General features: G+C 64.2%; 21 protein-coding genes. 17 read left to right on the top strand and 4 right to left on the bottom strand.

Annotated elements, in window-relative coordinates; translation table 11 throughout:
• Positions 1-164: 164 nt before the first annotated feature.
• The gene (gene htpG / locus BCV67_RS01925) at positions 165-2,069 is read right to left on the bottom strand and encodes a molecular chaperone HtpG (protein WP_062166236.1); all 1,905 of its coding nucleotides are present in this window, start codon (positions 2,067-2,069) and stop codon (positions 165-167) included.
• A gap of 200 nt (positions 2,070-2,269) precedes the next feature.
• Between htpG and rsmD the strand changes: the two genes are divergently transcribed.
• The 6 genes from rsmD to BCV67_RS01895 all read left to right on the top strand — a co-directional run bounded on the left by rsmD (position 2,270) and on the right by BCV67_RS01895 (position 7,425).
• Positions 2,270-2,890 (top strand): 16S rRNA (guanine(966)-N(2))-methyltransferase RsmD, encoded by a 621-nt coding sequence (rsmD, locus tag BCV67_RS01920; RefSeq protein WP_062166235.1) that lies wholly within the window; start codon positions 2,270-2,272, stop codon positions 2,888-2,890.
• Complete coding sequence (gene coaD, locus BCV67_RS01915; protein WP_062166234.1) at positions 2,887-3,390, top strand: pantetheine-phosphate adenylyltransferase; 504 nt, start codon at positions 2,887-2,889, stop codon at positions 3,388-3,390. The genes rsmD and coaD overlap by 4 nt, the downstream gene beginning before the upstream one ends.
• 39 nt (positions 3,391-3,429) lie before the next feature.
• Positions 3,430-3,918 carry a hypothetical protein gene (locus tag BCV67_RS01910; RefSeq protein ID WP_062166233.1) on the top strand — a complete coding sequence of 163 codons (489 nt, stop codon included), beginning with the start codon at positions 3,430-3,432 and terminating at the stop codon, positions 3,916-3,918.
• 308 nt (positions 3,919-4,226) lie between these two features.
• The gene (locus BCV67_RS01905) at positions 4,227-4,493 is read left to right on the top strand and encodes a YfhL family 4Fe-4S dicluster ferredoxin (RefSeq protein ID WP_062166232.1); all 267 of its coding nucleotides are present in this window, start codon (positions 4,227-4,229) and stop codon (positions 4,491-4,493) included.
• Positions 4,494-4,507: 14 nt separating this feature from the next.
• Entirely contained in the window at positions 4,508-6,250 is a 1,743-nt protein-coding gene (ggt, locus tag BCV67_RS01900) for a gamma-glutamyltransferase (protein ID WP_062166231.1), read from the top strand.
• A 284-nt stretch (positions 6,251-6,534) separates the two neighbouring features.
• Positions 6,535-7,425: an MBL fold metallo-hydrolase gene (locus BCV67_RS01895; RefSeq protein WP_062166230.1), complete on the top strand. Its 891-nt coding sequence runs from the start codon at positions 6,535-6,537 to the stop codon at positions 7,423-7,425.
• A gap of 332 nt (positions 7,426-7,757) precedes the next feature.
• On the opposite strand, the gene upp is transcribed toward BCV67_RS01895, so the two are convergent.
• Positions 7,758-8,390 carry a uracil phosphoribosyltransferase gene (gene upp, locus BCV67_RS01890; RefSeq protein ID WP_062166229.1) on the bottom strand — a complete coding sequence of 211 codons (633 nt, stop codon included), beginning with the start codon at positions 8,388-8,390 and terminating at the stop codon, positions 7,758-7,760.
• Positions 8,391-8,710: 320 nt separating this feature from the next.
• On the opposite strand from upp, the gene BCV67_RS01885 reads away from it, so the two are divergent.
• The 6 genes from BCV67_RS01885 to BCV67_RS01860 all read left to right on the top strand — a co-directional run bounded on the left by BCV67_RS01885 (position 8,711) and on the right by BCV67_RS01860 (position 15,691).
• Positions 8,711-9,190 (top strand): hypothetical protein, encoded by a 480-nt coding sequence (locus tag BCV67_RS01885; RefSeq protein ID WP_156455726.1) that lies wholly within the window; start codon positions 8,711-8,713, stop codon positions 9,188-9,190.
• 210 nt (positions 9,191-9,400) lie between these two features.
• Entirely contained in the window at positions 9,401-11,917 is a 2,517-nt protein-coding gene (locus BCV67_RS01880) for a TonB-dependent receptor (protein WP_062171324.1), read from the top strand.
• 23 nt (positions 11,918-11,940) lie between these two features.
• The gene (locus BCV67_RS01875) at positions 11,941-13,023 is read left to right on the top strand and encodes a phytase (RefSeq protein ID WP_062166227.1); all 1,083 of its coding nucleotides are present in this window, start codon (positions 11,941-11,943) and stop codon (positions 13,021-13,023) included.
• Entirely contained in the window at positions 13,020-14,393 is a 1,374-nt protein-coding gene (locus tag BCV67_RS01870; RefSeq protein WP_062166226.1) for an FN3 domain-containing metallophosphoesterase family protein, read from the top strand. The genes BCV67_RS01875 and BCV67_RS01870 overlap by 4 nt, the downstream gene beginning before the upstream one ends.
• 4 nt (positions 14,394-14,397) lie before the next feature.
• Positions 14,398-15,009 carry an inorganic diphosphatase gene (locus tag BCV67_RS01865; RefSeq protein WP_156455725.1) on the top strand — a complete coding sequence of 204 codons (612 nt, stop codon included), beginning with the start codon at positions 14,398-14,400 and terminating at the stop codon, positions 15,007-15,009.
• Between the two features lie 193 nt (positions 15,010-15,202).
• Positions 15,203-15,691: a hypothetical protein gene (locus BCV67_RS01860; RefSeq protein ID WP_065868007.1), complete on the top strand. Its 489-nt coding sequence runs from the start codon at positions 15,203-15,205 to the stop codon at positions 15,689-15,691.
• Positions 15,692-15,791: 100 nt separating this feature from the next.
• Here the strand turns inward: BCV67_RS01860 and BCV67_RS01855 are convergent, their stop codons facing one another.
• On the bottom strand, positions 15,792-16,814 hold the full coding sequence (locus BCV67_RS01855) for a LysR family transcriptional regulator (protein WP_062166223.1): 1,023 nt from the start codon (positions 16,812-16,814) through the stop codon (positions 15,792-15,794).
• 554 nt (positions 16,815-17,368) lie between these two features.
• On the opposite strand from BCV67_RS01855, the gene BCV67_RS01850 reads away from it, so the two are divergent.
• The 4 genes from BCV67_RS01850 to BCV67_RS01835 all read left to right on the top strand — a co-directional run bounded on the left by BCV67_RS01850 (position 17,369) and on the right by BCV67_RS01835 (position 24,093).
• Positions 17,369-18,523 (top strand): efflux RND transporter periplasmic adaptor subunit, encoded by a 1,155-nt coding sequence (locus BCV67_RS01850; RefSeq protein ID WP_172837766.1) that lies wholly within the window; start codon positions 17,369-17,371, stop codon positions 18,521-18,523.
• Between the two features lie 108 nt (positions 18,524-18,631).
• Positions 18,632-21,802, top strand: coding sequence for an efflux RND transporter permease subunit (locus BCV67_RS01845; RefSeq protein WP_062166221.1), 3,171 nt, complete (start codon positions 18,632-18,634; stop codon positions 21,800-21,802).
• A gap of 126 nt (positions 21,803-21,928) precedes the next feature.
• Positions 21,929-22,666 carry an SDR family oxidoreductase gene (locus BCV67_RS01840; RefSeq protein WP_062166220.1) on the top strand — a complete coding sequence of 246 codons (738 nt, stop codon included), beginning with the start codon at positions 21,929-21,931 and terminating at the stop codon, positions 22,664-22,666.
• Positions 22,660-24,093 (top strand): efflux transporter outer membrane subunit, encoded by a 1,434-nt coding sequence (locus tag BCV67_RS01835; RefSeq protein WP_062166219.1) that lies wholly within the window; start codon positions 22,660-22,662, stop codon positions 24,091-24,093. Before BCV67_RS01840 ends, BCV67_RS01835 begins: the two co-directional genes overlap by 7 nt.
• Positions 24,094-24,366: 273 nt before the next feature.
• On the opposite strand, the gene BCV67_RS01830 is transcribed toward BCV67_RS01835, so the two are convergent.
• Positions 24,367-25,863 (bottom strand): aminotransferase class III-fold pyridoxal phosphate-dependent enzyme, encoded by a 1,497-nt coding sequence (locus tag BCV67_RS01830; protein ID WP_062171322.1) that lies wholly within the window; start codon positions 25,861-25,863, stop codon positions 24,367-24,369.
• Positions 25,864-25,981: 118 nt separating this feature from the next.
• Here BCV67_RS01830 and BCV67_RS01825 point away from each other — a divergent pair, with 118 nt between their 5' ends.
• Positions 25,982-26,413, top strand: coding sequence for an Lrp/AsnC family transcriptional regulator (locus BCV67_RS01825; RefSeq protein WP_057630013.1), 432 nt, complete (start codon positions 25,982-25,984; stop codon positions 26,411-26,413).
• Positions 26,414-26,456 lie beyond the last annotated feature (43 nt).

Genomic DNA, 26,456 nt, shown 5'->3' with positions numbered 1-26,456 from the left:
TTGCGAACCACCGGTTCGCTTCCCCTCGAACGCCCTTGCGCCAGCGCAAGGGCCGGGGCGCGGAGCGGGGGTTGGGGTGAGGGCGGCTTTTGATTTTCCGCATAGGGCAAGAGCACCCCTCCCCAACCCTCCCCTTCGCTGCGCGAAAGGGAGGGGGTAGATCGTCAGGCCGACAGCTCCAGCAGCAGCTTGTTCAGGCGACGCACGTAGCCGGCCGGGTCCTTCAGGCTGTCGCCTGCGGCCAGTGCGGCCTGGTCGAACAGTACATGGGCCAGGTCGTTGAAACGGTCCATGTCGGGCTCGGCATCGAGCTTTTCGATCAGCGGATGGCTCGGGTTGAACTCGAATACCGGCTTGCTGTCCGGCACCTTCTGGCCGCTGGCTTCCAGAATCTGGCGCATCTGCAGGCCCAGGTCCTGCTCGCCGATGGCCAGGATCGCCGGGGAATCGGTCAGGCGGTGCGAGACGCGCACCTCGGCCACTTCTTCACCCAGGGCGGTCTTCAGGCGCGTGGCCAGGCCTTCCTTGGTCTTGGCGACTTCTTCCTGTGCCTTCTTGTCCTCTTCGCTTTCCAGCTTGCCCAGGTCCAGGTCGCCACGGGCGACGTCGACGAAGGACTTGCCATCGAATTCGGTGAGGTAGCTCATCAGCCACTCGTCGATGCGGTCGGTCATCAGCAGCACTTCGATGCCCTTCTTGCGGAACACCTCAAGATGCGGGCTGTCCTTGACCTGCTGGTAGCTTTCGCCGGTCAGGTAATAGATCTTGTCCTGACCTTCGATCATGCGGCCGATGTAGTCGGCCAAGGCAACGCTCTGCTCGCCGCTGCCGTCGTGGGTGGAGGCAAAGCGCAGCAGGCCGGCGACCTTTTCACGGTTGCCGTAGTCCTCGGCCGGGCCTTCCTTCAGCACCTGGCCGAAGTTCTTCCAGAAGCCTGCGTAGTCTTCCGGCTTGTCCTTGGCCAGCTTCTCCAGCATGTCCAGCGAACGCTTGGTCAGCGCCGACTTCATCGAGTCGATCACCGGGCCGGACTGCAGGATTTCGCGCGACACATTCAGCGGCAGGTCGTTGGAATCGACCACGCCCTTGATGAAGCGCAGGTACAGCGGCAGGAACTGCTCGGCCTGGTCCATGATGAAAACGCGCTGCACATAGAGCTTAAGGCCCTTGGGTGCGTCGCGGTGGTACAGGTCGAACGGTGCGCGGCCCGGCGTGTACAGCAGCGAGGTGTACTCGAGCTTGCCTTCGACCTTGTTGTGGGTCCAGGCCAGCGGGTCGGTCGGGTCATGCGCGATGTGCTTGTAGAACTCCTTGTACTCCTCGTCCTTGACCTCGGACTTGGGGCGGGTCCACAGCGCGTTGGCGCGGTTGACGGTTTCCCACTCCGGAGTCGCCGGCTTGTCGGCTTCTTCGCCGTGATGTTCCTTCTGCAGCTCGATCGGCAGGCCGATATGGTCCGAATACTTCTTGATCAGGCTGCGCAGCTGCCAGCCATCGGTATAGCTGTCTTCGCCTTCCTTCAGGTGCAGCACGATGCGGGTGCCGCGCTCTGGCTTGTCGATGGTCTCGACCTCGAACTCGCCTTCGCCCCTGGAAGACCAATGCACGCCCTCGCTGGCCGGCAGGCCGGCGCGACGGCTGTAGACGTCGACCTGGTCGGCCACGATGAAGGCCGAATAGAAGCCCACGCCGAACTGGCCGATCAGGTTGGAGTCCTTCTTCTGGTCACCGGACAGGTTCTTCAGGAACTCGGCGGTGCCGGATTTGGCGATGGTGCCCAGGTGCGCAATGGCCTCGTCGCGGCTCAGGCCGATGCCGTTGTCGTCGATGGTCAGGGTGCGTGCGGCCGGGTCGGCCTGGATGCGGATGCGCAGCGGTGCGCCTCCTTCAAGCAGCTCGGGCTGGGTCAGCGCTTCGAAACGCAGCTTGTCGGCGGCGTCGGCGGCATTGGACACCAGCTCGCGCAGGAAGATTTCCTTGTTCGAGTACAGCGAGTGGATCATCAGGTGTAGCAGCTGCTTCACCTCGGTCTGGAAACCGCGGGTTTCCTTGTGATTCTGGTCAGTCATCGGTCGGGGTGCTCCGTTGCAGAGGGGCCGCGCAGCTGCGCGGCGGCTGCAACTGGGGTAAGGGTGAATGGGCCGATTTCAAGGTGGGCGCAGCCGGGGGGTGCTGGTCTATCATCTGCGCACTCCAGAGTTAACCGATGTAGGCCGCCGATGTATTTGATTTGCCACGTTTTGTCATTGGCTTTGCCGGTGTGGGCCGGATGAGCGCGCCGCACGGCAAGGCGGCCGCCGGCAGCGGCCAGGTGCGCATCGTGGGTGGGCGCTGGCGCAATACCCGTCTGCAGGTTCCTGAATTGCCGGGTTTGCGGCCGACCAGCGACCGCGTCCGCGAAACCCTGTTCAACTGGTTGATGCCGAAATTGCCGGGGGCGCGGGTGCTGGATCTGTTTGCCGGCAGCGGGGCATTGGGGCTGGAGGCGGTGTCGCGAGGTGCCGCTTTGGCACAGCTGGTGGAGCGCGACCCGCGGTTGGTGGCGGCGCTGCGGGGCGTTGTGGAGCGTCTGGATGCGGCTACACAGGTCGAAGTGATTGCCGCCGACGCGGTGCAATGGCTGGACAGCGCGGCTGCCGCCCAGGCCGATGTGGTGTTCCTGGACCCGCCTTTTGCCGCCGGTCTGTGGGAACAGGTGATCTCGCGGCTGTCCCGGCATCTGGCTGCGGACGCATGGCTGTACGTGGAAGCGCCGGTGGGCGCGGCCCCACGATTGCCACCGGAATGGCAGCTGCGGCGCGAGGGCAGTACCCGCGAAGTGGCCTATGCCCTCTATCGGCGAGCCGCTGCTACACTTCGCGGCGACATGAACGCGACCGAACCCGCATGACCTCAGCCAATCGCCGCATCGCTGTATACCCGGGCACTTTCGACCCGATCACCAACGGTCACATCGATCTGGTGAATCGCGCCGCGCCGCTGTTCGAGAAGGTGGTGGTGGGCGTGGCGCAGAGCCCGGCCAAGGGCCCGACGCTGTCGCTGGATCTGCGCGTGGCGCTGGCGGTGGAGGCCCTGCAGCACCACGACAATGTGGAGGTGGTGGGCTTCGATACCCTGCTGGCCCACTTCGTGCGCTCGGTGCATGGCGGGGTGCTGCTGCGCGGCCTGCGCGCGGTGTCCGATTTCGAATACGAATTCCAGATGGCCAGCATGAACCGCCATCTGATCCCGGAGGTGGAAACCCTGTTCCTCACCCCCTCCGAACAGCACAGCTTCATTTCCTCCTCGCTGGTGCGTGAGATCGCCCGGTTGGGCGGGGATGTGTCCGGCTTCGTACCGGCGACTGTGCTTGAAGCGTTGCGCAAGGCCCGCGAAGCACGCGGGCAGTAAACCTCTTTCAGTAACACCACTTTCAACGGGAGAACGATCATGAAGAACACGATGCGCGTGCTGCTTGCCGCCTCGATGGTGCTGGCTGTAACCGCCTGCAAGAAAGAAGAAGCGCCGGTAGTCGAAGCGCAGCAGGCGCTGGTCGCCCCGGCCAAGGATGACGACGCAGGCTGGAAGAAGTACCTGCAGGCCGTTGCCGTGCAGAACATGGGCAACATCACCTCCAGCCCGTTCCTGTACTACCTGCCGCCGGCATCGGATCCGGAATTCGCCGCCAAGTACGACCGTCAGGTCGAGAGCGCAACCACCGCCATCGGCCGTGGCATCCAGCCGGGCAACATGCTGGCCTTCGGTTCGTCGAACTCGGCCAAGATGGCTGACCTGATCGAAACCGGCTTCAAGGACGTGCAGGCTGATTCGATGAAGGGCGTGCGCGTGGTGTTCATCGGCGAAGCTGCCGACAACGCCCGCGTGCAGACCATCGTCAAGCCGACCGGCGCCGACTACATCTTCGTCGAAGCCAAGTAATTCAATGGCGGGGCTGCCTTGCGGCCCCGCTGTTTTCACGGCGCGGCTGCCGCACAGGCGGGGTTGCGCTGGCGTTGGCCCGGTCCGCCGCCGACTGGGCAGATCCTGCATCTTCTGGAGGCTGCCCATGTCGCGCTCTACATGAGCGGAACGGTGTGGAGCAGAGGTACAGCCGCGGCTGCGGCCCCGGCCAAACCCGTATCCGGTAAGCTTGCTGTCGGCGCTGCCTCTGGCAGGCCATGAACAGCAGGACCGATGAACCGGCATACGCCGGTTGCAAGCCCCGCCCTGACGGGAACACCGCAACAATGTCGCTGAAAATCAATGAGCTCTGCGTCAACTGTGACGTCTGCGAGCCGGCCTGTCCCAACCAGGCCATTGCCATGGGCGAGACGATCTACGTGATCGATCCGGCCCGTTGCACCGAATGTGTCGGTCATTTCGATGAGCCGCAATGCGTGGTGGTGTGCCCGGTCGAATGCATCGACCCGGACCCGGACATCGTCGAAACCGAAGATCAGCTGCTGGCCAAACTGGCCGGCCTGCAACGCGATCACCCTGAGCTCTACCAATAGGAGAAACCAACGGCATGAAACTCGTTGCTCGTTCATTGCTGCTGTTCGCACTGGTGCTGGCGCCGGCGGCGTGGGCTGCCGATACCGCACCGGCCCGCGCCGCGCACCCCGATGGGGCGGCAATTGCCAGTGGTCATTCGCTGGCGACCCAGGCCGGCATGGAAATCCTCGGCAAGGGCGGCAATGCGTTCGATGCCGCCGTTGCGGTGTCGTCCACCCTGGCGGTGGTTGAGCCGATCAGCTCCGGGCTGGGTGGCGGCGGTTTCTTCCTGCTGCACGACGCCAAGACCGGCAAGGACGTGATGCTGGACGCGCGCGAGACCTCGCCCGAATCCGCCACGCCCGACCAGTTCCTGGACAAGAACGGCGACCTGGACCGGGACCGCTCGGTCAATGGCCCGTGGTCGGCCGGCATCCCTGGTCTGCCCGCAGCGCTGGTGAAGCTGGCGCGCGAGCACGGCAAGCTGCCGCTCAGCGATTCGCTGGCACCGGCGATCCGCGTGGCCACCGAAGGCTTCCCGGTCTACGCGCGCATGGCGCGTGGCTATGCATCACGCCGTGAGGTGATGGACCGCTACCCGGGCACCCGCGAGGTCTACCTGCGTAACGGCAAGCCCATCGCCGAAGGTGACATCTTCAAGCAGCCGGAGCTGGCACATACCCTGCAGCTGCTCGCTGCCAACGGCTTCGATGGGTTCTACCGTGGTGAGACCGGGCGCAAGCTGCTGGCTGGCGTGAAGCAGGCCGGTGGCCGCTGGACCGCCGAGGAACTGGCCGGCTACACGGTCAAGACCCGCGAGCCGATCGTGTTCGATTACCGCGGCTGGAAGATCACCACCGCCTCGCCGCCGTCTTCCGGTGGCATCGCGCTGGCCTCGATGCTGCAGATCCTGGAACCCTGGGATCTGAACAAGATGGACCAGGCACACAGCACCCACTTGGTGGTGGAAGCGATGCGCCGCGCCTATCGCGACCGCACCTTCTTCCTCGGTGACCCGGACTTCGTCGACATCCCGCAGAAGGTGCTGACCAGCCGCGATTACGCACAGGGCCTGCGCGCCACCATCCATCCGGAAAAGGCGACGCCCAGCGACCTGCTGTCGGGCAACCCGACGCCACTGGAAGACGACGAGACCACCCACTTCTCGATCATCGACAGCGAGGGCAATCGTGTTGGCGGCACCCAGACGGTGAACCTGTTGTATGGCTCGGGCTTGATTCCGGCTGGCACCGGCGTGCTGTTGAACAACGAGATGGACGATTTCGCGCTCAAGCCGGGCACGCCGAATGCGTTCGGGGTGATGGGCTATGCGGCAAACGCGCCGGCCAAGGGCAAGCGCATGCTCAGCTCGATGACGCCGACGTTCATGGAGAACGACGACAAGGTGGTTGTGATCGGCACGCCGGGTGGCAGCCGCATCATCACCATGGTGCTGCTGGGTATCCTTGGCTACGACGCAGGCCTGGATGCGCAACAGGTCGCTGCCTTGCCGCGTTACCACCACCAGTGGCTGCCGGACGAAATCTCGGCCGAGTCTGGCGCGTTCTCGCCGGAAGTAGCCAAGCAGTTGCAGGCGATGGGCCACAAGGTTGAACTGCCGGGTGACTCGGCAGCAGGCGGCCGCGGTTCCAGCCATGTCTGGGGCAACCTGCAGACGGTGGAATGGGACCGGCGCAGCAATGTTCTCAGCGGCGGCAGCGATCCACGCAATCCGGTGGGCAGTGCCGAGGTTCGAAAGATCGGCAAGGCCGATTGAGCAATTGAAATGAAAACCCCGCTTCGGCGGGGTTTTTCTTTGAGTGGACCGGGGTGTTGTCGCGGTTCTGGTTGGGTACTTTGCCCGAGCCGGCATTGCCAGCGTTGTTGACGTTTTTCTTGATTCAATGCCGGCGGGTACCCAACTCAAACCCAAGCGTGGACCACAGTTTCTGCCTGCACCGCAATCCGCAACACTGCGTTGCTTTTCTATACCGTTACGCGCCAATTATCCGCCGCCATTTACTTGCGAATATTTAACGCGCTGCGGGTAGAATTTTTCATATGAAACTATGGTCGATCCGCGGTAACTCGCAAAAACTCGATGGCGGTGCAATGTTCGGCAACGCACCCAAGGCCTTGTGGGAACGGTGGGCGCCGGCCGATGACGCCAATCGCATTGAACTGGCATGCCGGGCATTGCTGGCCAGCCCGCTGGGCGGCAAGACGGTGCTGTTTGAAACCGGCATCGGCGCGTTCTTCGAGCCCAAACTGCGTGAGCGTTACGGCGTGCAGGAGCCGCGACACGTGCTGATCGATTCGCTGCGTGAAGCAGGCTTCGAACATGAAGACATCGACGTGGTGGTACTCAGTCACCTGCATTTCGACCATGCCGGTGGCCTGTTGGCGCCGTGGTCGGAAGGCCGTGAACCCGAGTTGCTGTTTCCCAATGCCACGTTCGTGATCGGTGCCGACCACTGGGAGCGCGCCCGCCATCCGCACCCGCGTGACCGGGCCAGCTTCATTCCCGAGTTGGCAGGTTTGCTGGAAGCCAGCGGGCGCCTGGAGATCGTAAGCGGTCCTTACTCGAAGGTACTGGGCGAATCGGTGCGTTTCAGCTTCAGCGATGGCCACACGCCGGGGTTGATGCTGGCCGAGATCATCGGGCCGGAGCAGGTCAATGGCCAGCCGCGCGGTGGCGTGGTGTTCTGTGCCGATCTGATACCAGGACGTTCATGGGTGCATGTGCCGATCACCATGGGCTATGACCGCAATGCCGAATTGTTGATCGATGAGAAGCGCGCGTTCCTGGAAGACAAGCTGGCGCGCAACGTGCATCTGTTTTTTACCCACGACCCGCAGTGCGCGATGGCGCAGGTGGTGCGCGACGACAAGGGCCGCTTTGGCACCACCCACGAAGTGAGCGAGTTGAAGGCACGTACGTTGGCGGCATGAACAAGCCAGCAATGCTCCGGTAGTGCCGAGCCATGCTCGGCAGAGGCTTTCCTGGTATTGCTCCAAAGCCACCCTCACCCCAACCCCTCTCCCGAAGGGAGAGGGTCTAAGGCGGTAGTGCCGAGCCATGCTCGGCAGAGGCTTCACCGGTAATGCCCCAACGTCACCCTCACCCCAACCCCTCTCCCGAAGGGAGACGGGCTAAGCCGGTAGTGCCGAGCCATGCTCGGCAGAGGCTTCACCGATATCATTCCAGCCGAGCATGGCTCAGCACTACAAAAAAACCCGGTGCCAGTGGCACCTGTTGCATTCTGAGCGGCGACGCGCCGGGCTCAACCCAATCGCGTGCCGAAGATGCGGTCGCCGGCATCGCCCAGGCCCGGCATGATGTAACCCTTGTCGTTGAGTCGCTCGTCGATGGCGGCGGTGTAGATCTCCACGTCCGGGTGGGCGGCTTCCAGGGCTTTCAGGCCTTCCGGGGCGGCGACCAGGAAGATGCCCTTGATGCGCCGCGCGCCGGCCCGCTTGAGCATGTCGATGGTGGCGATCAAGGTGCCGCCGGTGGCCAGCATCGGGTCCAGGATCAACGCATCGCGTTCTTCCAGGCGCCCGGTCAGGCGCTCGAAGTAGGGCACGGGCTGCAGGGTTTCCTCATCGCGCTGCAGGCCGACCACGCTCACCCGCGCGGCGGGAATCAGCGACAACACTCCACTCAGCATGCCCAGGCCTGCACGCAGGATCGGCACCACGGTGATCTTTGCACCGGCAATGCGCTGCACCTGCACCGGTCCGGCCCAGCCGGCCTGGGTGTGGCTTTCGGTTTCCAGGTTGGCGGTGGCCTCGTAGGCGAGCAGGGTGCCCAGTTCGTTGACCACCTCGCGGAAGTCCTTGGTGCTCATGGACGCATCGCGGAGCAGGCCAATCTTGTGCTGGACCAGGGGGTGGCGGACTTCGACGATTTTCATGGGGAGAGGGCGCTGGAAAGGGGAGGACAGCATTTTAGCGCTTCTGCGCGCAGCCTCTGCCGTAGCAGCACACCGCCGCGCTGCTGGTCAGGCAGGACCAGCTCGGGAAGGCGGGCAAAGAGGCTGGACGACGATGCCTGCCGTCATCTTCCAGCACCTTCACGCAGACCGGCGTGATCAACGTGATCAATCAGCCGGTGGCCCAGAACGGAGTTTGCGAAGATGATGTCTGCTGCCGCGTAGGCGGCGCAGGGGAGGTCGATTAGATGCGGGTCTGTGCGGGTTTGTTGTTCGCTGTGTGCATCGGCAGTGCCGGGTCCGTGTCGGCGCAGCCGCCGCTTGAACGGGAGCGGGTGAATCCAAGTGAGGTGATCTTTCGTGCCGGGGCGCCCTATATGGACGTGGGGCGGGGCCGGCTCGCGCCACTGCAGCTGCGACGGCAGAACGGCGTGCCCGTGTACTACCGGCTGGTCCGCTACGACGCGGAATCTGGATACCTGCAAGAACCCGAAGTCGAGTTGGTGGCACCTGGCCCTGCCACCGTGCCTGCGCGAAAGGAGCTGCCTACGCCGACCGCAGTGCAGGTAATCGAAAGCCGGATCGAGGGGCGTTTCGAGGGCTGGAGCGGTGCCAGCGTTTTCCATCTGGGGAACGGGCAGACCTGGCAGCAGGTGGATGGGCGCAGGCAGGCAGCAAACCGGTACTCCCCCAAGGCCACGTTGACCCGCTGGGACGCTGGCTACGAGTACGAGATGCGGGTCGAGGGCGTGTCGGGCACGGTTCGGGTGCGGCGTCGCTGAAGCAGGGTCTTCATTGATGGCGCCGCACCATCAATGGCGCGTTTCTGCGCGCTGTATCCATGCCATGACAGACTGAAATATTCCCGCTTTGCCACTGTAACTGTCGCGTAACTGTACGGACATACCGTGCACACCCATCCTTTACACAGATTGGGGGCGGTAGTGCGCAAGAGCGTCTTGGTGGTAGCGGTGACGACCGCGGTGGCCTGCATGGCTGTCGCGCCTGCATATGCACAACAGGCCACGGCCGATGCTGCATCCACTGTTGCCAGCGGTGCTGCGGCAGCCATCGACCTGGAGCGCATTGAAGTACGCGCCCAGCGCGAAGCGCAGATCCGCGCGGTCGAACTCAAGCGCGATGCCAATGGCGTGCAGGACGCGCTTGCCTCCGACTCGATGGGCGACTACCCGGACATGAATGTCGCCGAGTCGCTGCAGCGCCTGCCTGGCGTCAGTGTCACCCGCGATCAGGGTGAAGGTCGCTTCGTTGTGATCCGTGGTCTGGACGCGGCCTTGAACAGCGTCAGCATCGACGGCATCGCCATCGGTACCCCAGAGGATTCCTCACGCGCTGCGCCGCTGGATGTGATTCCCTCCGAGTCCACCGAACGCCTGCGGGTAATCAAGTCGGCAACGCCGGACATGCCCGGTGATGCCATCGGCGGCGCGGTGGTGGTGGAGTCGGTCTCGGCCTTTGATCGTGATGGGCGCTCCTTGAAGGGCAAGCTGGAAGGCAGCCACCAGGAACTGTCCGGCGAGACCAGCCCGAAGGCGGCCTTCAATTACAGCGAAGTATTCGGCGGCACGTTCGGTGTGGCGCTGGGTGTGAACTACCAGAAGCGCAAGTTCGAATCGGACAACACCGAAGTCGAGTACGACAACTTTGATGGTGGTGCCGACGATGATCTGGTCGCCGTCGACCTGCAGCACCGCAAGTACACCATCGAGCGCGAGCGCACCGGCGCCAACGTGAACCTGGACTGGCGCCCGGACGATGCCAATCGCTATTACCTGCGCACCCTGTACAGCCAGTTCGACGATGCCGAAACCCGCCAGCGCACCATCTTCGGCCTGGGCGACGGCGAAATCACCGCGCTGGGTGGTGGTCGCTACCAGGTGGATGCGCTGCCGGCCGATGCCATCAGCAAGCGCATGCGCTACCGAACCAAGGAAGAGAACACCTTTGCGCTCAGCCTCGGCGGTGAGAATCGTTTGACTGGCGCGGTGCTCGATTACCGCATCGGCTACACCAAGACCCGCGAGCGGGTGAACGATGAAATGGAAGCGCGCTTTGACTACGATGGCGACGACCTGTCGGCCACGCTCAATCAGAACAGCGGCATCCCGGGCCTGAGCCTCAGCGACAGCGCCTGGATGGACAACGCCAACTACGCCTTCGATCGGGTGGTGATCTCGCCCAAGCAGATCGACGACAGCGAGCGCAGCGCCCAGGTCAACATCCGCTTCGACGGTGACAACGCCAGCTACAAATTCGGCGTGCTCGGCCGGTGGCGCGAACGTGACGTCAATGTCGATGAGGCCGAGCTGCGCACCGGTCCAGCGGTTGATCTATCCAGCTGGAACGGCAAGACCCTGGACCACCGTGGCGGCAGCCTTGGCCAGGGCATGAGCTCGGCGGCGATGCGCGCCTGGTGGGCCGCCAACGGCAGCAAGTACAGCGCGAAGTCCGGCGATGTCGCTGGCAACCTGATGACCTCGCTGGAAGAGGACTATGTGGCCAACGAGGACATCTTTGCCGCCTATGCGATGGGCACCTGGGACATCGGCGCGCTGCGCGTGATCGGCGGCGTGCGTGTGGAGAACACACAGTTCAATGCCACCGGCAACGACGTGGATATCGCTGCCGATGGCAAGACCGTCAGCGTCACCCCGCGTATCGCCAACAGCAGCTACAGCAGTGTGCTGCCGGGCCTGCATCTGCGTTATGACACCAACAACAACTGGGTGCTGCGCGGCTCGGTCAACAAGACCGTGGCGCGGCCGGCGTTTGGCGATGTGTCGCCGCGCCTGGCCGTCAACCGCGACGATGAAGAAGCGCGTATCGGCAACCCGAACCTGGACCCGTACGAGTCCACCAACCTGGATTTCTCGTTCGAGCGCTATCTGGGCGACAGCGGCATCGTCTCGCTGGGCTTGTTCCACAAATCCATCGACGGCTACATCGTGCAGACGGTGACCGACAACGACCCGCAGTACCCGGGCTTCGACGTTACCCGTTCGATCAATGGCGACAAGGCCAAGGTGTTTGGTGCCGAATTCAACTGGCAGCAGCAGCTGAGCTTCCTGCCGGGGGCATGGGCGGGGCTGTTGCTCGGCGCCAGTGGCACCTGGCTGGATACCGATTTTGATCCGGGCATTGCCGGCCGCGAGCGTGATGACTTCAATCTGCCGCGCGCCTCCAAGAACATCTACAGCGCGCATATCGGCTACGAGTGGGGCGGCCTGAGCACGCGCCTGGCCAGTGTCTATCGCAGCGAATACCTGGACACCATCGGCGACAGCCGCGCCTTTGATATCTATGTCGCCCCGCACACCCAGCTTGATTTCAGCTTCGACTACAAACTCAGCAAGAACGTGAGCCTGTATCTGGAAGCGTCTAACCTGCTCGATGAGCCGCTGGAGCTGTACCAGGGCGTGCGCTCGCGCACCCTGCAGAACGAGGAATACGGCCGCACCTACGCCGTCGGCGTGAAGGTGGCACTGTGAGGGCCGCGCTGCTCTGCACGGCAATGGCGCTGGTGCTCAGCGCCTGCCACCCGGCACCGCGCTCGGCGACGCCGCCGACCGCCGCCGATCTTGCCGAAGGCGCCACCGCCGCGCCGCCGAAGTTGGTGGCGGAAGCCTTCCTGACCCCGATGACGCCGGCTGACAACATCGACTCGCCGGCCAGCTGGCGCGGCGCGGATGGCCAGCTGTGGCTGATAGCCACCGCCAAGGCCACCGACAAGCTGGTGGTCTATGACGGCCAGACCGGCAAGCACCTGCGTGACATCGGCAGCACCGGCACCGCATTGGGCCAGTTCGATCGCCCCAACGGCATCGCCGTGCAGGACGACCTGGTGTTCATCGTCGAGCGCGACAACCACCGCGTGCAGGTGCTGCAGTTGCCTGACTTCAAGCCGCTGGGCGTGTTCGCCGGCAATGATCTGCGCAAGCCCTATGGCCTGTGGGTGAATCCGGTGCAGGGCGGCTATGACCTGTACGTCACCGATTCCTATGACGATGGCGAGGACGCGGCGGGCAACGACATCCTGCCGGCGCTTGAGCGTTTGAACGAGCGCGTGCGCCGTTATCACGTCAACGTCGAGGGCGGCACGGTGCAGGCCAGGCTGGTGCGCAGCATCGGCGACAGCTCGCCCAAGGGCGCGCTGCGCGTGGTCGAATCGATCTGGGGCGATCCGGCCAACGACCGCCTGCTGATTGCCGAGGAAGATGAAACCTATGCCAGCGAGTTCAAGGTCTACAACCTGGCCGGCGATTTCACTGGCCAGACGTTCGGCCGCGGCCTGTTCAAGGCGCAGGCCGAAGGCGTGATGCTGCGTACCTGCGGTGATGGCGGTTGGTGGATCACCACCGAGCAAGGCAAGGAGCGCAGCACCTTCCATCTGTTCGATCGCAAGACGCTGGCGCCGGTGGGATCGTTCCACGGCAATACCGTGGCCAATACCGATGGTATCTGGAACAGCCAGCAGGTCTCGGCGCGCTTCCCGCAGGGCGCTTTGTACGCGGTGCATGACGATCAGGGCGTGGTGGCCTTCGATTGGCGTGATATCGCCACGGCCTTGTCGCTGCCGCAGGATTGCGGCAAGTGAGGGGCCAACGTGTGAGGCAGTGGCTGCTACTGGCGGCCCTGATTGGAGCGGCTGGAGCGGTGGGGGCCGCTCCAGCCGCCGAGCCCAATACGCAGGTACCGGCGGGGAGCCGGCACTATGCGGCAAGTGGCTTCCCGGACCGCATCGTCGCCTCGCCGGCGCAGGATGCAGGCAGCGGTTTTGCGGTGGCATGGCGTACCGCACCGCTGGGGCAGCCGCCGGTGCTGGAGCTGGCCGTGGCCGGTGATTCGCCGGACATGGGCCAGGTGCGGCAGCTGCGCGCAAGCAGCCAGACGTTGCAGACCGAGAACGGCGACAGCCAGCATCATCGTGTCCGCATCGATGGCCTGCAGGCCGATACCCTGTATGCCTACCGCGTGCAGGGGCAGGGCAGCTGGAGCGCGTGGCAACACTTCCGCACGGCCGCTGCGGCAGGCGAACCGCTGACCGTGCTGTACTTCGGCGATACCCAGAACAAAAACCTCAGTCATGTCAGCCGGGTCATCCGCCAGGGCTGGCAGACCGCGCCGGACGCGCGGCTGACCCTGTTTGCTGGGGATCTGGTCAGCGGCGGCGACGGTGAGGATGACAACGAGTGGGGCGAATGGTTCGCTGCCGGTGGCTGGCTGCTGCCGGGCATGGCGATTGCGCCCGCGGCCGGCAACCACGAGTACTTCGAGGAATTCGAAGACACGCCGCAGGAGCGGCGGGTGCTCGGCAAGCATTGGCCGGCGACCTTCGCACTGCCGGCCAACGGCGCCGCCGCCACCGCCAGCACGACCTATTGGTTTGACTATCAAGGGTTGCGCGTGGTGGTGCTGGATGGCACCTCGGCGCTGGATCTGGGCACCGCGAAGGCGCAGGCCAGCTGGCTGGAGAAAGTATTGGAAGACAGTGCGCAGGCGTGGAATATCGTGGTCGTGCACCAGCCGCTGTATCCGCTGCGTGCCGAACGCGACAGCTCGGTGCTGACCAGCGAGATTCGTCCGGTTCTCCAGCGGCACAAGGTGGATCTGGTGCTGCAAGGCCATGACCACACCTACGGCCGCCGCGCCGACGACGGCGCCAGCTTGCCGCAGTACATTTCATCGGTGGCCGGCCCCAAGCAGTACCGGCTGTCGCCGCAGGCGCGTGCGACGATGAAACCCACCGCCGAGGACACGCAGTTGTTCCAGGTGCTGCGGCTGGACGACAAGGGCCTGCGCTATGAAGCACGCACGGCGACTGGCCGCCTGTATGACGCATTCCAGATCAGCCGTGATGCGCACGGCGGCAAGCGTTTCAGCGAAGTCACCGAGGGGCGCATCCCGCAGCGCGATTGCCCACGGCCAGTCTCACCAAAGGGCCGCGATGACCGGTGCTGGGAATGAACCGATGAGCCGCGTGTTGCTGCGTGTGGGTGTGATGCTGCTGGCCACGGCGTCGCCGCTGCTGGCCAGCGCGCAGGTGCTGCATCCGTTTGCCTTGCCGCAAGCGGAGAACGCACCGCAGGAAGTGCTGCTGGCGGTGGAAATCCCCGCCGGTGGCGCGATCAAGTACGAGATCGGCGCGCATGGCGAACTGCGGGTGGATCGTTTCCTGTCGATGCCGGTGGCTTACCCGGCCAACTATGGGGCGATGCCACAGACCCTGGCCGGCGATGGTGATCCGCTGGATGCGCTGGTGCTGACCCGCTTTCCGGTCCAGGCCGGTGCGATGCTGCGATTCCGTCCGGTGGCGGTGCTGCGGATGCGCGACAAGGGCCAGGCCGATGAGAAGATTGTCGGAGTGCCGGTTGATGCGGTGGACCCGACCTATGCCAAGGTCCGCGATCTGGATGACCTGCCTGAGATGGAAGTCCAGCGCATCGAGGCGTTCTTCCGCAGCTACAAGCAGCTGCCGGGTGGGGCAGACACCCAGCTCAACGGCTGGGGCGATGCCGAACAGGCGCGGCAGGTGATCGGCCAGGCGCTGGCAGGCTATCGGCAGGCCCAGGGCGGGCCCTGAGTATCGAACCTGCTTCACGGCTGTGCCTTTGGCTTCCCCCTATAATGAACACGGATTTGTCCCGATGTGTCATCGCGCGCGCCGCAATGCCGGGTGATGGCAACTGGTAGCAATGACGGCCCAGCCACGGGGTTGGCTGGGCGATCACGGCGGGCTGTCGTCAGCGACAGGTGCCCAATCAAGGAGGGTGGTCATGCGCATTATGGGTAAGGCTTGGAGCAAGGTGGCCGTAGCGGCCATGTTGGTGGCATTGGCAGGGGGAGCCACGGCGGCACCGCCGTTGGAGGAGGAGTTCGTCAACCCCAGCGAGGTGCTGTTCGAAGGTGGCAAGGCGTACGTCGACGCTGGCGGCGGGCGCATGGAGCAGTTGCACAGCCGCAAGCAGGGCGGCGAGACGGTGTATTACCGCCTGGTCCGTTATGACAACGAAAACGGCTATGTCGACAACGACGGCACGCCGGCGCTGGCGCAGAATTTCCAGAGTGAATCCAGCATTGGCGCCACGCCCTATCGCTACTTTGGCTCCGGCCATTTTTCGCGCCCGGATTTCTACAACAGCCCTTACAACCGCGATGCCCGCCAACGTTATTCAGGCCCGGGCTACTTCGGCAGCTGCAGCCGCTATGACGGCTGCAAGGAAGTGCAGATCGTGCCTTTGTGGCCGTATTACCGCGGTTATTGAGTTTGCAGGCATGGCATCGCCGCAAACCGGGCTGATCAATTGATGCAGATACGACAACGGCGCCCTTCAGTGGCGCCGTTGTTGTTTATGCCTATCCCGCTCAGGCGCTGAGGGCTTCGACGATACGCAGCTTGGGGTGGGCCTTGGAACGCTGCTGGTATTCCTGCTCGATGTCGGCCAGACGCTTGGCGTTGGGGCATTGCAGCAACATGTAGTTGGCGTCGAAGTTGAGTTTGGCGACCAGAAAGTCGATGAACACGCGCACCTTCGGCGACACCAGGCGGCCACCGGCGAAAACTGCGTTGAAGTCGTAGTTCGGGCCGGTCCAGCCCGGCAGTATGCGCCGTACCAGGCCCGCTTCGACAAAGGGTTTGGCCATCACGTCACTGCTCATCACCAGCCCCTCGCCGGCGACCATGGGCGCATTCAACGCCGACGGGTCGTTGGCCAGCAGCAGGGGATTGACTGCGAACTCCCGCATTTCGCCGCCATGTTCGGCCAAGGTCCAGGTGAAGCGATGGTTCTGGCCGTGGTGCGGCTTTCGCACCGCCAGAGTACGGTGGAACTGCAGTTCGTTCGGATGCTGCGGTTCACCGTGCAGGTCGATATAGGCCGGGCTGGCGAACACCTGGGTGCGCAGGCTGCCCAGCTTGCGCGCGATCAGGTTGGAATCGGGCAGGGGCCCCACCCGCAGCGCCATATCCACTTCACCGCTGATCAGGTCCATGGCTTCGTTGCCCAGGTGCATGTCCACGCGGATGTCCGGGTAGGCACTCTGGAACTGGCCCAGCAGTGGCGCAATCCAACTTGTCCCGATCGAGTATGGAACGGTGAAACGCAACCATCCGCGCGGCCCCGATTGCAGCTGGCTGACGGCACTCTCGGCCTGGTCCAGCTCGCGGGCGATACGTTGGCAATGCTCGTAGTAGACGGTGCCGGCTTCGGTCAGGCCCAGGCGACGCGTGGTCCGGTGGAGCAGGCGCGCCCCCAGGCGGGTTTCCAGTTCCTGCACCTTGCGGCTGACCGTGGTCTTGGGCTGGCCGAGCAGGCGCGCGGCGGCAGTGAAGCTGCCCTGTTCGACAACTTTGACGAAGATCAGGGTGTCGTTGAGATCATTGGCCATGGGAGAACCCTAGCGGCAGCGGAATTGTGCCGGCGACGGGATGATTATTCCCCTGAATTCGTACTAATCAAGTATGGATTTGAGGCCTATCTTGTACGCCTGTGTTCACGACGGACAAGTTGCCATGCGTATGCGCTCCCCATTGACCCTGCCTACGCCGCGCCGCGAACCCAGGTACAGCAATGTTCTGCGCCCCAGGATGGCGAGCAATCGATTGAATCCATTGCAGTTTGAAGCATTGTCGGACGTCACCCGCGGGCTGCCACCGGCACCGGTGAAGGTAACAGCAGGCGGCACCATGCGCAGGCTGCTGCGTGCCGTTGTCCCATGGATGGTCCAAAAATTTCCGCGGACGGGACAGTGATGCGCCCTTTCCCAACAAGGTTTTCGCCAGTTCCCGCAGTGCAGCGCAAATACCTGCGCGATCTGCCAACCGCACTGCGATGTCGAAGCTGACGCCGTCGTCCTTCTGTCCCCTGATTACCTCCCCCTTGGAGCATGAAATGAAAGGTATTTCGCAATCACCCACGCTTCGACGTGCCGCGCTTGCCAGCATGTCCGCATTGACCCTCGCGGTGCTGGCTGCCTGCAGCGGCGGCCACGCTGAAAACGCTGCACCGCCCCCGCCTGAAGTCAGCGTCGCGCCGGTGCTGGTCAAGCAGATCTCGCAGTGGGACGAATTCAGCGGCCGCATCGAAGCGGTGCAGAGCGTCGAGCTGCGCCCACGCGTCTCCGGCTACATCGACAAGGTCAACTACGTCGAAGGCGAAGAAGTGAAAAAGGGCGACGTGCTGTTCACCATCGACGCGCGCAGCTACCAGGCCGAATTCAACCGCGCGCAGGCCGAGTTGAACCGCGCACGCACCCAGGCCACGCTGGCCCGCAGTGAATCGGAGCGCGCGCGTCGCCTGGCCGAACAGCAGGCCATCGCTACGGAGACCGCCGAGCAACGCCGGGCCAGTGCCGATCAGGCCGGTGCACAGGTGCAGGCGGCGCAGGCCGCATTGGATGCCGCGCGGCTCAACCTGGAGTTCACCAAGGTGCGCGCGCCGATCGATGGCCGCGCCGGGCGGGCGATGGTCACCGCCGGCAACCTGGTCACCGCCGGCGATGCTGCCAGTGTGCTGACCACGCTGGTGTCGCTGGATACGGTGCACGTCTACTTCGATGCCGACGAGTCCACCTACCTGCGTTACGCACAGATGGCGCGCGACGGCGAGCGCCCGAGCGAGCGGGACCAGGCCCTGCCGGTAAAGGTTGGCTTGAGCGGTGAGGACGGCTTTCCGCACGAAGGCAAGGTCGACTTCCTCGATAACCAGGTGACGCGCAGCACCGGCACCATCCGCGTGCGTGCGCTGCTGGAAAACAGCGACCGTCAGTTCACCCCCGGCCTGTTCGCACGTGTGCGGCTGCTGGGCAGCGGCCAGTTCCAGGCCGTGCTGGTGGACGACAAGGCGGTGCTGACCGACCAGGACCGCAAGTACGTCTACGTGCTGGACAAGGACGGCAAGTCGGAACGGCGTGACGTGCAGCTCGGCCGCAACGCCGATGGCCTGCGCATCATCGAGCACGGCCTTGCAGCCGGCGACAAGGTCATCATCGATGGCGTGCAGAAGGTGTTCATGCCTGGCATGCCGGTGCAGGCCAAGCCGGTGCCGATGCAACGGGCCGCCGCCGCACCTCCGCAGGCTGTGAGCAGCATCAACTAAGCCGCCAACCACGTTTGCCGGCGCGGCTGCCGGCCGTCGCTGTCTGCACCCCTTGCGGGTGCGGGCAGGGCGACTGCAGCCCGGCGCCGGCTCTCCAAGGAATTCCCCATGGACTTTTCCAAGTTTTTCATCGACAGGCCGATCTTCGCGGCGGTGTTGTCGATCATGATTTTCGCTGCCGGGCTGGTCAGTATTCCGTTCCTGCCCATCGGCGAGTATCCCGACGTGGTACCGCCATCGGTGGTGGTGCGCACCGTCTACCCGGGTGCCAACCCGAAGGTGATCGCCGAGACCGTGGCCACGCCACTGGAAGAAGCCATCAACGGCGTCGAAGGCATGATGTACTTCAAGTCGGTGGCCGGCTCCGATGGCGTGCTGCAGATGACCATCACCTTCCGTCCCGGCACCGATCCTGACGACGCTGCGGTGAAGGTGCAGAACCGCGTCGCCCAGGCGCTGGCGCGTCTGCCCGAGGACGTGCGGCGCCAGGGCGTGACCACCCAGAAGCAGTCGCCGACCTTCCTGATGGTCGTGCACCTGACTTCGCCAAAGGGCACCTACGACACCCTGTACCTGCGCAATTACGCACGCCTGCACGTCAAGGATGGGCTGGCGCGTATTCGCGGCGTGGGCGATGCACAGATCTTCGGTGGCGGTGACTACGCCATGCGTGCCTGGCTCGATCCGGAAAAAGTGGCCGCGCGTGGCTTGACCGCCAGCGACGTGGTGCGGGCGATGCGCGAGCAGAACGTGCAGGTATCGGCGGGCCAGCTCGGCGCCGAGCCAATGCCCAACAGTCAGTTCCTGACCCTGATCAACGCCCAGGGCCGCCTGCGCAACGAGCAGGAGTTCAGTGACATCGTGCTCAAGAGCGGTGCCGACGGCGAAGTGGTGCGGCTGTCGGATGTGGCGCGCATCGAACTGGGTGCGGGCGACTACACCATGCGTTCGCAGCTGGATGGCAAAAACGCCGTCGGCATCGGCATCTTCCAGTCGCCGGGTGCCAATGCGCTGGATATCCGTGACGCGGTGATCGGCCAGATGGACGAGCTGCAGAAGAGCTTCCCGGCCGATGTGAAGTACGAAGCGGTGTACGACACCACCATCTTCGTGCGTGATTCGGTCAAGGCCGTGGTGAGCACGCTGCTGGAAGCGATCGCGCTGGTGGTGCTGGTGGTGATCCTGTTCCTGCAGACCTGGCGCGCGTCGATCATTCCGTTGATCGCGGTGCCGGTATCGGTGGTGGGTACGTTCGCGGCGCTGTACCTGCTGGGTTTCTCGATCAATACACTGAGCCTGTTCGGGCTGGTGCTCGCGATCGGCATCGTGGTCGATGACGCGATCGTGGTGGTGGAAAATGTTGAACGCAACATCGAGGAAGGCCTGTCGCCAACGGCCGCCGCGCACCAGGCAATGAAGGAAGTTTCCGGCCCGATCGTGGCGATCGCGCTGGTGCTGTGTGCGGTGTTCGTGCCGATGGCCTTCCTGTCGGGCGTCACCGGCCAGTTCTACAAGCAGTTCGCGGTGACCATCGCCATCTCCACGGTGATCTCGGCGATCAACTCGCTGACTTTGTCGCCGGCGCTGGCAGCACGTCTGCTCAAGCCGCATGGTGCGGCCAAGGATGCACCGAGCCGCGTGATCGACAAGCTGTTCGGCTGGATATTCCGTCCGTTCAACCGCTTCTTCAAGACCAGTTCGGAGAAGTATGAGCGCAGCGTGGCGAACATCCTGGGCCGTCGCGGTGCAGTGTTCGTGGTCTATGCGGTGTTGCTGGTAAGTACCGGGCTGATCTTCAAGCTGGTGCCGCCGGGCTTCATTCCCACCCAGGACAAGCTGTACCTGATCGCGGGTGTGAAACTGCCGGAAGGCTCCTCGGTGGCGCGTACCGATGCAATGCTGCGCAAGGTAGCGAAGATCGCCCGCGAAACCGATGGTGTCGCCCACACCATTTCCTTCCCGGGCTTGAACGCCCTGCAGTTCACCAATACGCCGAACACCGGTGTGGCCTTCATCCCGCTCAAGCCGTTCAGTGAACGTCACGGCCGTACCGCCGCGCAGATCAATGCCGAGATCAACCAGAAGATCGCCGGCCTGCAGGAGGGCTTCTCCTTCTCGATGATGCCGCCGCCGATCCTGGGCCTGGGCAACGGCAACGGCTACCAGATGTTCATCGAGGACCGTGGCAACCTGGGTTACGGCGCATTGCAGAATGCCTTGCAGGGCATGCAGGGCGCGGTTTCGCAGACCCCGGGCATGGCTTATCCGATCACCAGCTACCAGGCCAACGTGCCGCAGCTGGATGCGGAGGTGGACCGCGTCAAGGCCAAGGCACAGGGCGTGCAGCTGACCGAGTTGTTCGACACGCTGCAGACCTATCTGGGTTCGGCGTACATCAACGACTTCAACCAGTTCGGGCGCACCTGGCAGGTGATCGCACAGGCCGATGGCCAGTTCCGTGACAGCGTGGAAGACATCGGCAGGCTGCGTACCCGCAACGACCGTGGCGAGATGGTGCCGATCGGCTCGATGGTGACCGTCAAGGAAACCTACGGCCCGGACCCTGTGCTGCGCTTCAATGGTTACCCGGCGGCCGATCTGGCCGGTGAAGCCGATCCGCGCGTGCTGTCCTCGGCCCAAGCCATGACCAAGCTCACCGAAATCGCAGGGCAGGTGCTGCCGGCCGGCATGGTGACCGAATGGACCGACCTGAGCTACCAGCAGGCCACCCAGGGCAAGGCTGCCTTCATTGTGTTCCCGGTGTCGATCCTGCTGGCCTTCCTGGTGCTGGCGGCGCTGTACGAGAGCTGGTCGCTGCCACTGGCGGTGATCCTGATCGTACCGATGACGCTGCTGTCGGCCTTGTTCGGCGTATGGCTGACCGGCGGTGACAACAATGTGTTCGTGCAGGTGGGCCTGGTGGTGCTGATGGGTCTGGCATGTAAGAACGCCATCCTGATCGTCGAGTTCGCCCGCGAACTGGAGATGGGCGGCAAGGGCATCGTCGAGGCGGCACTTGAAGCCTGTCGCCTGCGTCTGCGGCCGATCGTGATGACCTCCATCGCCTTCATCGCCGGTACCGTGCCGCTGGTCTTCTCGCACGGCGCAGGCGCCGAGGTGCGCTCGGTGACGGGTATCACGGTGTTTGCCGGCATGCTGGGCGTGACCTTGTTCGGCCTGTTCCTGACCCCGGTTTTCTATGTGGCATTGCGCAAGTTCATGTCGCGCCATGGCCATAGCAAGCTGGTCCAGCACGGTGAATCAACCCTGCATCATTGAGGCCGGACAAACGGCAGCGGGAGGTGGCAGTCGTCTGCCTCCCGCGCCTTTCCGCCTCGACCGGAATGCTGCTGCAGGACGAACCAGGTCCGCGCCGGCATCAACTCATTCCCCAAGGGAAACGCAATGAACAACCCAAGCACAAAAATCGCACTGGTCACCGGCGCCACCCGAGGTATCGGGCTTGAGACCGTACGCCAGCTGGCCAGCGCAGGCGTGCATACGCTGCTGGCCGGGCGCAATTACCAGACTGCTGTCGCACGCACGCTGGAACTGCAGGCCGAAGGCCTGCCGGTGGAAGCCCTCCAGCTCGACGTGAATGATCCGGACAGCATCGCCGTGGCATTCGAACATGTGCAGCAGCGGCATGGCCGGCTGGATATCCTGGTCAACAATGCCGGCGTGTTGGTCGATGACCTGAAGCAAGGCGCCAGCGGGCAGTCACAGGCGGTCTGGCGCAGCACCTTCGATACCAACCTGTTCGCCGTGGTTGAAGTGACCGTGTCCTTGCTGCCACTGCTGCGCCAGGCGCCGGCCGGCCGCATCGTCAATGTGTCCAGCATCCTGGCCTCGCTGACCCTGCACGCGCAGCCGGGCTCGGCGGTCTACGGTTTCCTGGCGCCGGCCTACAACGCTTCCAAGAGCGCGCTCAATGCATGGACGCTGCAGTTGGCACATGAGCTGCGCCACAGCCCGATCAAGGTCAACGCGGTGCACCCGGGTTACGTCAAGACCGACATGAACGGTGGCCAGGGTGAAATCGATGTGGCCGAGGGTTCACGTACCAGTGTCGCCATGGCGCTGATCGGCGCTGATGGCCCGACCGGAAGTTTCAGCTATCTGGGTGAGGTGCTGCCATGGTAACGCGCATTCTGGTAACCGCGATGGCGAGCGCTCTGCTCGCCGGTTGCATGACGGTTGGCCCGGACTACAAGGCGCCACCCGTCGAGCCGGTAAGCCTGCACGGCGCAAGCGACGCCGCGTTCTCCGCCGAAACGCCGGTGGCGACCTGGTGGGCTCAATTTGGCGATCCGGTATTGGAGCAGCTGGTGCACGACGCGCTGGGCGACAATCTGGATCTGCAGATCGGCCTGGCGCGGGTGCGTGCCGCTCGCGCGGTTTTCGTGGAGAAGCGCCTGGACCAGCTGCCGCATGTCACCGCAGGCGGCAGCCAGGATCGACGCATGCAGCCCGATCCATTGGCCGGTGGTGAGCGCGTCTTTACCGAAACCTACCAGCTCGGCTTCGATGCAGGCTGGGAACTGGATCTGTTCGGCAGGCAACGGCGTGCGGCCGAAGCAGCACGCGCCGATCTGGGCGCCGAGCGTGACAGCCTGGCGGATGCACAGGTGATGGTGGCCGCCGAGGTGGCACGCAATTACTTCGAGCTGCGCGGCTCGCAGAAACGGATTGCGGTTGCCCGCGACACCCTGGTCAATCTGCACGAGACCCAGCGCTTGACCGAAACCCGGCTGGAGCTCGGTGCAGGCAGCGAACTGGATGTGCAGAGCAGCCGTGCGCGCCTGAAGGCGATCGAAGCGGACATTCCGCTGCTTGAAGTTGCCGAAGTGCAGTCGCGTCATCGGCTTGCGGTGTTGCTGGGGCAGCGTCCGGGCTCGCTGGATGCGTTGCTGCAACCACGCGAGATCCCTGCATTCGCCAAGGCCTTGCCCTTGGGTGATACCAGTGATCTGCTGCGCCAGCGTGCCGACGTGCGGATGGCCGAGCGCCGCCTGGCCGCCGCAACTGCCCGAGTGGGCGTGGCCACCGCAGACCTGTTTCCGCGGATCAGCCTGAGTGGCTTCGTCGGCTTTCTCGGTGGCAATGCCAATGGCCTGGTCAACGGCAACAACAAAGCGTGGTCGTTGACCCCGTCGATCAGCTGGGCGGCGTTTGATTTCGGCACGGTACGTGCGCGACTGCGCTCCAGCAAGGCGCAGGCCGACGGCGCCGCCGCCGAGTATGAGAAGGCGGTGCTGCTGGCGCTGGAGGACACCGAGAATGCGTTGACGCGTTATGCCAAGGAGCAGGCGCGCCTGCGCATCGTGGTGGACCAGGCCGAAGCTGCCGGCCGCGCTGCGGCACTGGCCGAGTTGCGCTACCGCGAAGGCTCGGAGGATTTCCTGGCCTTGCTGGATGCGCAGCGCAACAAGCTGCAGGCCGATGACGCACTGGCGCAGGCACAGGCCTCGGTCAATGTCGGGGTGGTCGGGATTTACAAGGCGCTGGGCGGCGACAGCCGACCGGCATCTGCAGTGGCAACCGCCAGCGTGGGCGCGACCAAGGGCTAGTGTCCGCGCTGGGCGGTGAAGGGCGGCTGCCTGCGGCATCACGGGGCAGGCAGCCGCAGGCGCGCCGGGCGTGCGCGCGTCCGGAGGCTTCCGGACAATGTTTTTGTGAGGTCTGGTGTTTGGCTGGAGGCCAGCGGCGTATGCGCAAAGCCGGCACCGATTGGCAACACCATCATTGTGCCGTGACGTTGAATGCTGGCGTATTGGCGCGGTGTTGTTTGAAAAACAAAAAGGCGGCCAGTGGCCGCCTTTTTGCTTGTATCGGTGTGCAGATCAGGCGGCGTTGGCCTGCTCGCGGCGCGGCCCTTCGCGCAGTGCGCGGCCGACCATGTCGACCAGGATGTCCAGCTCTTCTTCATCCATGCCGAAATGCGGGGTGAAGCGCAGCGAGTTCTCGCCGCCGTGGATGACGTTGACGCCGTGCATGCGCAGCCACTCTTCGGTGGAGCCGGCGCCATAGCACTTGAACTGCGGGGCCAGTTCGCAGGAGAACAGCAGGCCGGTACCCTGGACCTTGGTGATCAGGCCGCCGAGCTTGTCCTTGAGCGCTTCGAGTTTCTGCACGGCCTGTTCGCCGCGCAGGCGAATGTTCTGGCGCACTTCCGGCGACAGCCGGGCGAGGGTGGCGCAGGCCACGTCCAGTGCACGCGGGTTGGTGGTCATGGTGTTGCCGTACACGCCTTTGCGGTAGAGCTTGGCGGCGTGTTCGGTCACGGCCAGTACCGACAGCGGGAACTGCGCGCCGTTCAGGGCCTTGGAATAGGTTTCCATGTCCGGCGGATCCAGCTTTTCGTAACCCGGGTAGTCGACGAAGGACAGCGTGCCGTGTGCACGCAGTGCGGCCTGGATGGAATCGATCAGCAGCAGGCTGCCGTGCTCGCGCGTCAGTTCGCGGACCAGCTTGTAGAAGCTGGCCGGCACTGCGCGGCCCGGGTCGCCTTCGCCCATCACCGGCTCAAGGAACACCGCCTCGATGAACCAGTTGTTGCTCTTGGCATCGGCGAATACCTTGCGCATCGCCGCTTCGTCGTAGGGTGCAACGGTAATGACGCTGTTCTCGCCGCGGTAGCTGGCCAGGTGCTGGTCATAGGCCTTGCGGCTGGAGTCCGAATACAGCGCCGGGCGATCGGTACGGCCGTGGAAGCTGCCCTTGATCACTACGCGCTTGATGGTTGCGCCGGCGTGCGGAGCACCCGGGTCGGTCTGCAGCTTGGCATTGATATCGGCAATACGGGCGGCCAGGCCGACGGCCTCGGAGCCGGAGTTCAAACACATGAAGTGTGAGAACGGGCAGCCACCACGGCTGTGGCCGATTTCCTTGCGCATGGCCTGCACGAAGCGGCGCTGGGCCAGGCTGGGGGTCATGATGTTGGCCATCACCTGCGGCTTGGCCGCTGCGGCCATCACATCGGCCGGGGTGTGGCCGAAGCCGAGCATGCCGTAGCCGCCGGCGTCGTACAGCACCGCGCCCTTGAGCGAGATCACCCACGGGCCGCTGGCGGCCAGGGCGATATAGGGGACGATGGCGTCGTCGGCATAGAAGTTGACGAAGCCAGCTTGCATGGCGTCGATCTGGTCTTTTTCGTCCAGATCCAGCAGATCGGCGGCTTCGGCCTTGATGCGGGTGTATTCGCTGGCGGCGGCCTGGATGGCGGCGGCCAGGTCGGGATGAGCAGCGGCCAGACGTTCAACGCTGGCGTCGTCCAGGCCTGTGGTCAGGCGGCTGCCGGCGTGCGCGCGAAGCGGGGCGAGGGGGCCGAGTACGGTCATGCTCATCTCCAGAAGTTTCTTGTATATACCCATTATGTGGAGATTCTGGTCATATGGCAGCTATGATCTCGACATATTTTCGGGTAATTTCGTCGAATCGACGAAGCTGGTTTGCACTATGAATATTTCCCCCGCCGACGAACGCCTATTGTCCGTACTGCGCGAGGACGCGCGCGCGTCCACCGCGCAGATTGCCCGCCGCCTGGGGTTGTCGCGGACCACGGTGCAGAGCCGCATCGACCGGCTGGAACAGCTGGGGGTGATTGCCGGCTATACAGTGCGCACGCATGAGGACTACGAACAGGGCCAGGTGCGTTCGCACGTGCTGATCACGGTGCTGCCGAAAAAGATGCCGGCCGTAGTCAAGGCGTTGCGCGACATCGCCGAAGTGCGCTCGCTGCACTCGGTCAGCGGCAACCATGACCTGATCGCGATGGTGGTGGTGGGCGGGGTCAGCGAGATGGATGTGGTGACCGACGCGATCGGCGCAATTGATGGGGTTGAGCGGACCAACAGCGCGATCATTCTTTCGACCAAGTTCGAGCGCTGAGCGGGCGCGGCAGTGGGCGGTGGTTGTTGGCGGCCATGAACGC

It is taken from the genome of Stenotrophomonas nitritireducens, from assembly GCF_001700965.1.
GTDB classification, from domain to species: Bacteria; Pseudomonadota; Gammaproteobacteria; order Xanthomonadales; family Xanthomonadaceae; genus Stenotrophomonas; species Stenotrophomonas nitritireducens_A.
The sequence above is the reverse complement of the archived record's forward strand: the minus strand, read 5'-3'. Positions and strand labels throughout refer to the sequence as shown.

Bases quoted from the DNA above. Each gene is read 5' to 3' on its own strand.
- htpG (WP_062166236.1), bottom strand. From the start codon at position 2,069: ATGACTGACCAGAATCACAAGGAAACCCGCGGTTTCCAGACCGAGGTG.
- rsmD (WP_062166235.1), top strand. From the start codon at position 2,270: ATGAGCGCGCCGCACGGCAAGGCGGCCGCCGGCAGCGGCCAGGTGCGC.
- coaD (WP_062166234.1), top strand. From the start codon at position 2,887: ATGACCTCAGCCAATCGCCGCATCGCTGTATACCCGGGCACTTTCGAC.
- BCV67_RS01910 (WP_062166233.1), top strand. From the start codon at position 3,430: ATGAAGAACACGATGCGCGTGCTGCTTGCCGCCTCGATGGTGCTGGCT.
- BCV67_RS01905 (WP_062166232.1), top strand. From the start codon at position 4,227: ATGTCGCTGAAAATCAATGAGCTCTGCGTCAACTGTGACGTCTGCGAG.
- ggt (WP_062166231.1), top strand. From the start codon at position 4,508: ATGAAACTCGTTGCTCGTTCATTGCTGCTGTTCGCACTGGTGCTGGCG.
- BCV67_RS01895 (WP_062166230.1), top strand. From the start codon at position 6,535: ATGAAACTATGGTCGATCCGCGGTAACTCGCAAAAACTCGATGGCGGT.
- upp (WP_062166229.1), bottom strand. From the start codon at position 8,390: ATGAAAATCGTCGAAGTCCGCCACCCCCTGGTCCAGCACAAGATTGGC.
- BCV67_RS01880 (WP_062171324.1), top strand. From the start codon at position 9,401: ATGGCTGTCGCGCCTGCATATGCACAACAGGCCACGGCCGATGCTGCA.
- BCV67_RS01875 (WP_062166227.1), top strand. From the start codon at position 11,941: ATGGCGCTGGTGCTCAGCGCCTGCCACCCGGCACCGCGCTCGGCGACG.
- BCV67_RS01865 (WP_156455725.1), top strand. From the start codon at position 14,398: ATGAGCCGCGTGTTGCTGCGTGTGGGTGTGATGCTGCTGGCCACGGCG.
- BCV67_RS01860 (WP_065868007.1), top strand. From the start codon at position 15,203: ATGCGCATTATGGGTAAGGCTTGGAGCAAGGTGGCCGTAGCGGCCATG.
- BCV67_RS01855 (WP_062166223.1), bottom strand. From the start codon at position 16,814: ATGGCCAATGATCTCAACGACACCCTGATCTTCGTCAAAGTTGTCGAA.
- BCV67_RS01850 (WP_172837766.1), top strand. From the start codon at position 17,369: ATGTCCGCATTGACCCTCGCGGTGCTGGCTGCCTGCAGCGGCGGCCAC.
- BCV67_RS01845 (WP_062166221.1), top strand. From the start codon at position 18,632: ATGGACTTTTCCAAGTTTTTCATCGACAGGCCGATCTTCGCGGCGGTG.
- BCV67_RS01840 (WP_062166220.1), top strand. From the start codon at position 21,929: ATGAACAACCCAAGCACAAAAATCGCACTGGTCACCGGCGCCACCCGA.
- BCV67_RS01835 (WP_062166219.1), top strand. From the start codon at position 22,660: ATGGTAACGCGCATTCTGGTAACCGCGATGGCGAGCGCTCTGCTCGCC.
- BCV67_RS01830 (WP_062171322.1), bottom strand. From the start codon at position 25,863: ATGACCGTACTCGGCCCCCTCGCCCCGCTTCGCGCGCACGCCGGCAGC.
- BCV67_RS01825 (WP_057630013.1), top strand. From the start codon at position 25,982: ATGAATATTTCCCCCGCCGACGAACGCCTATTGTCCGTACTGCGCGAG.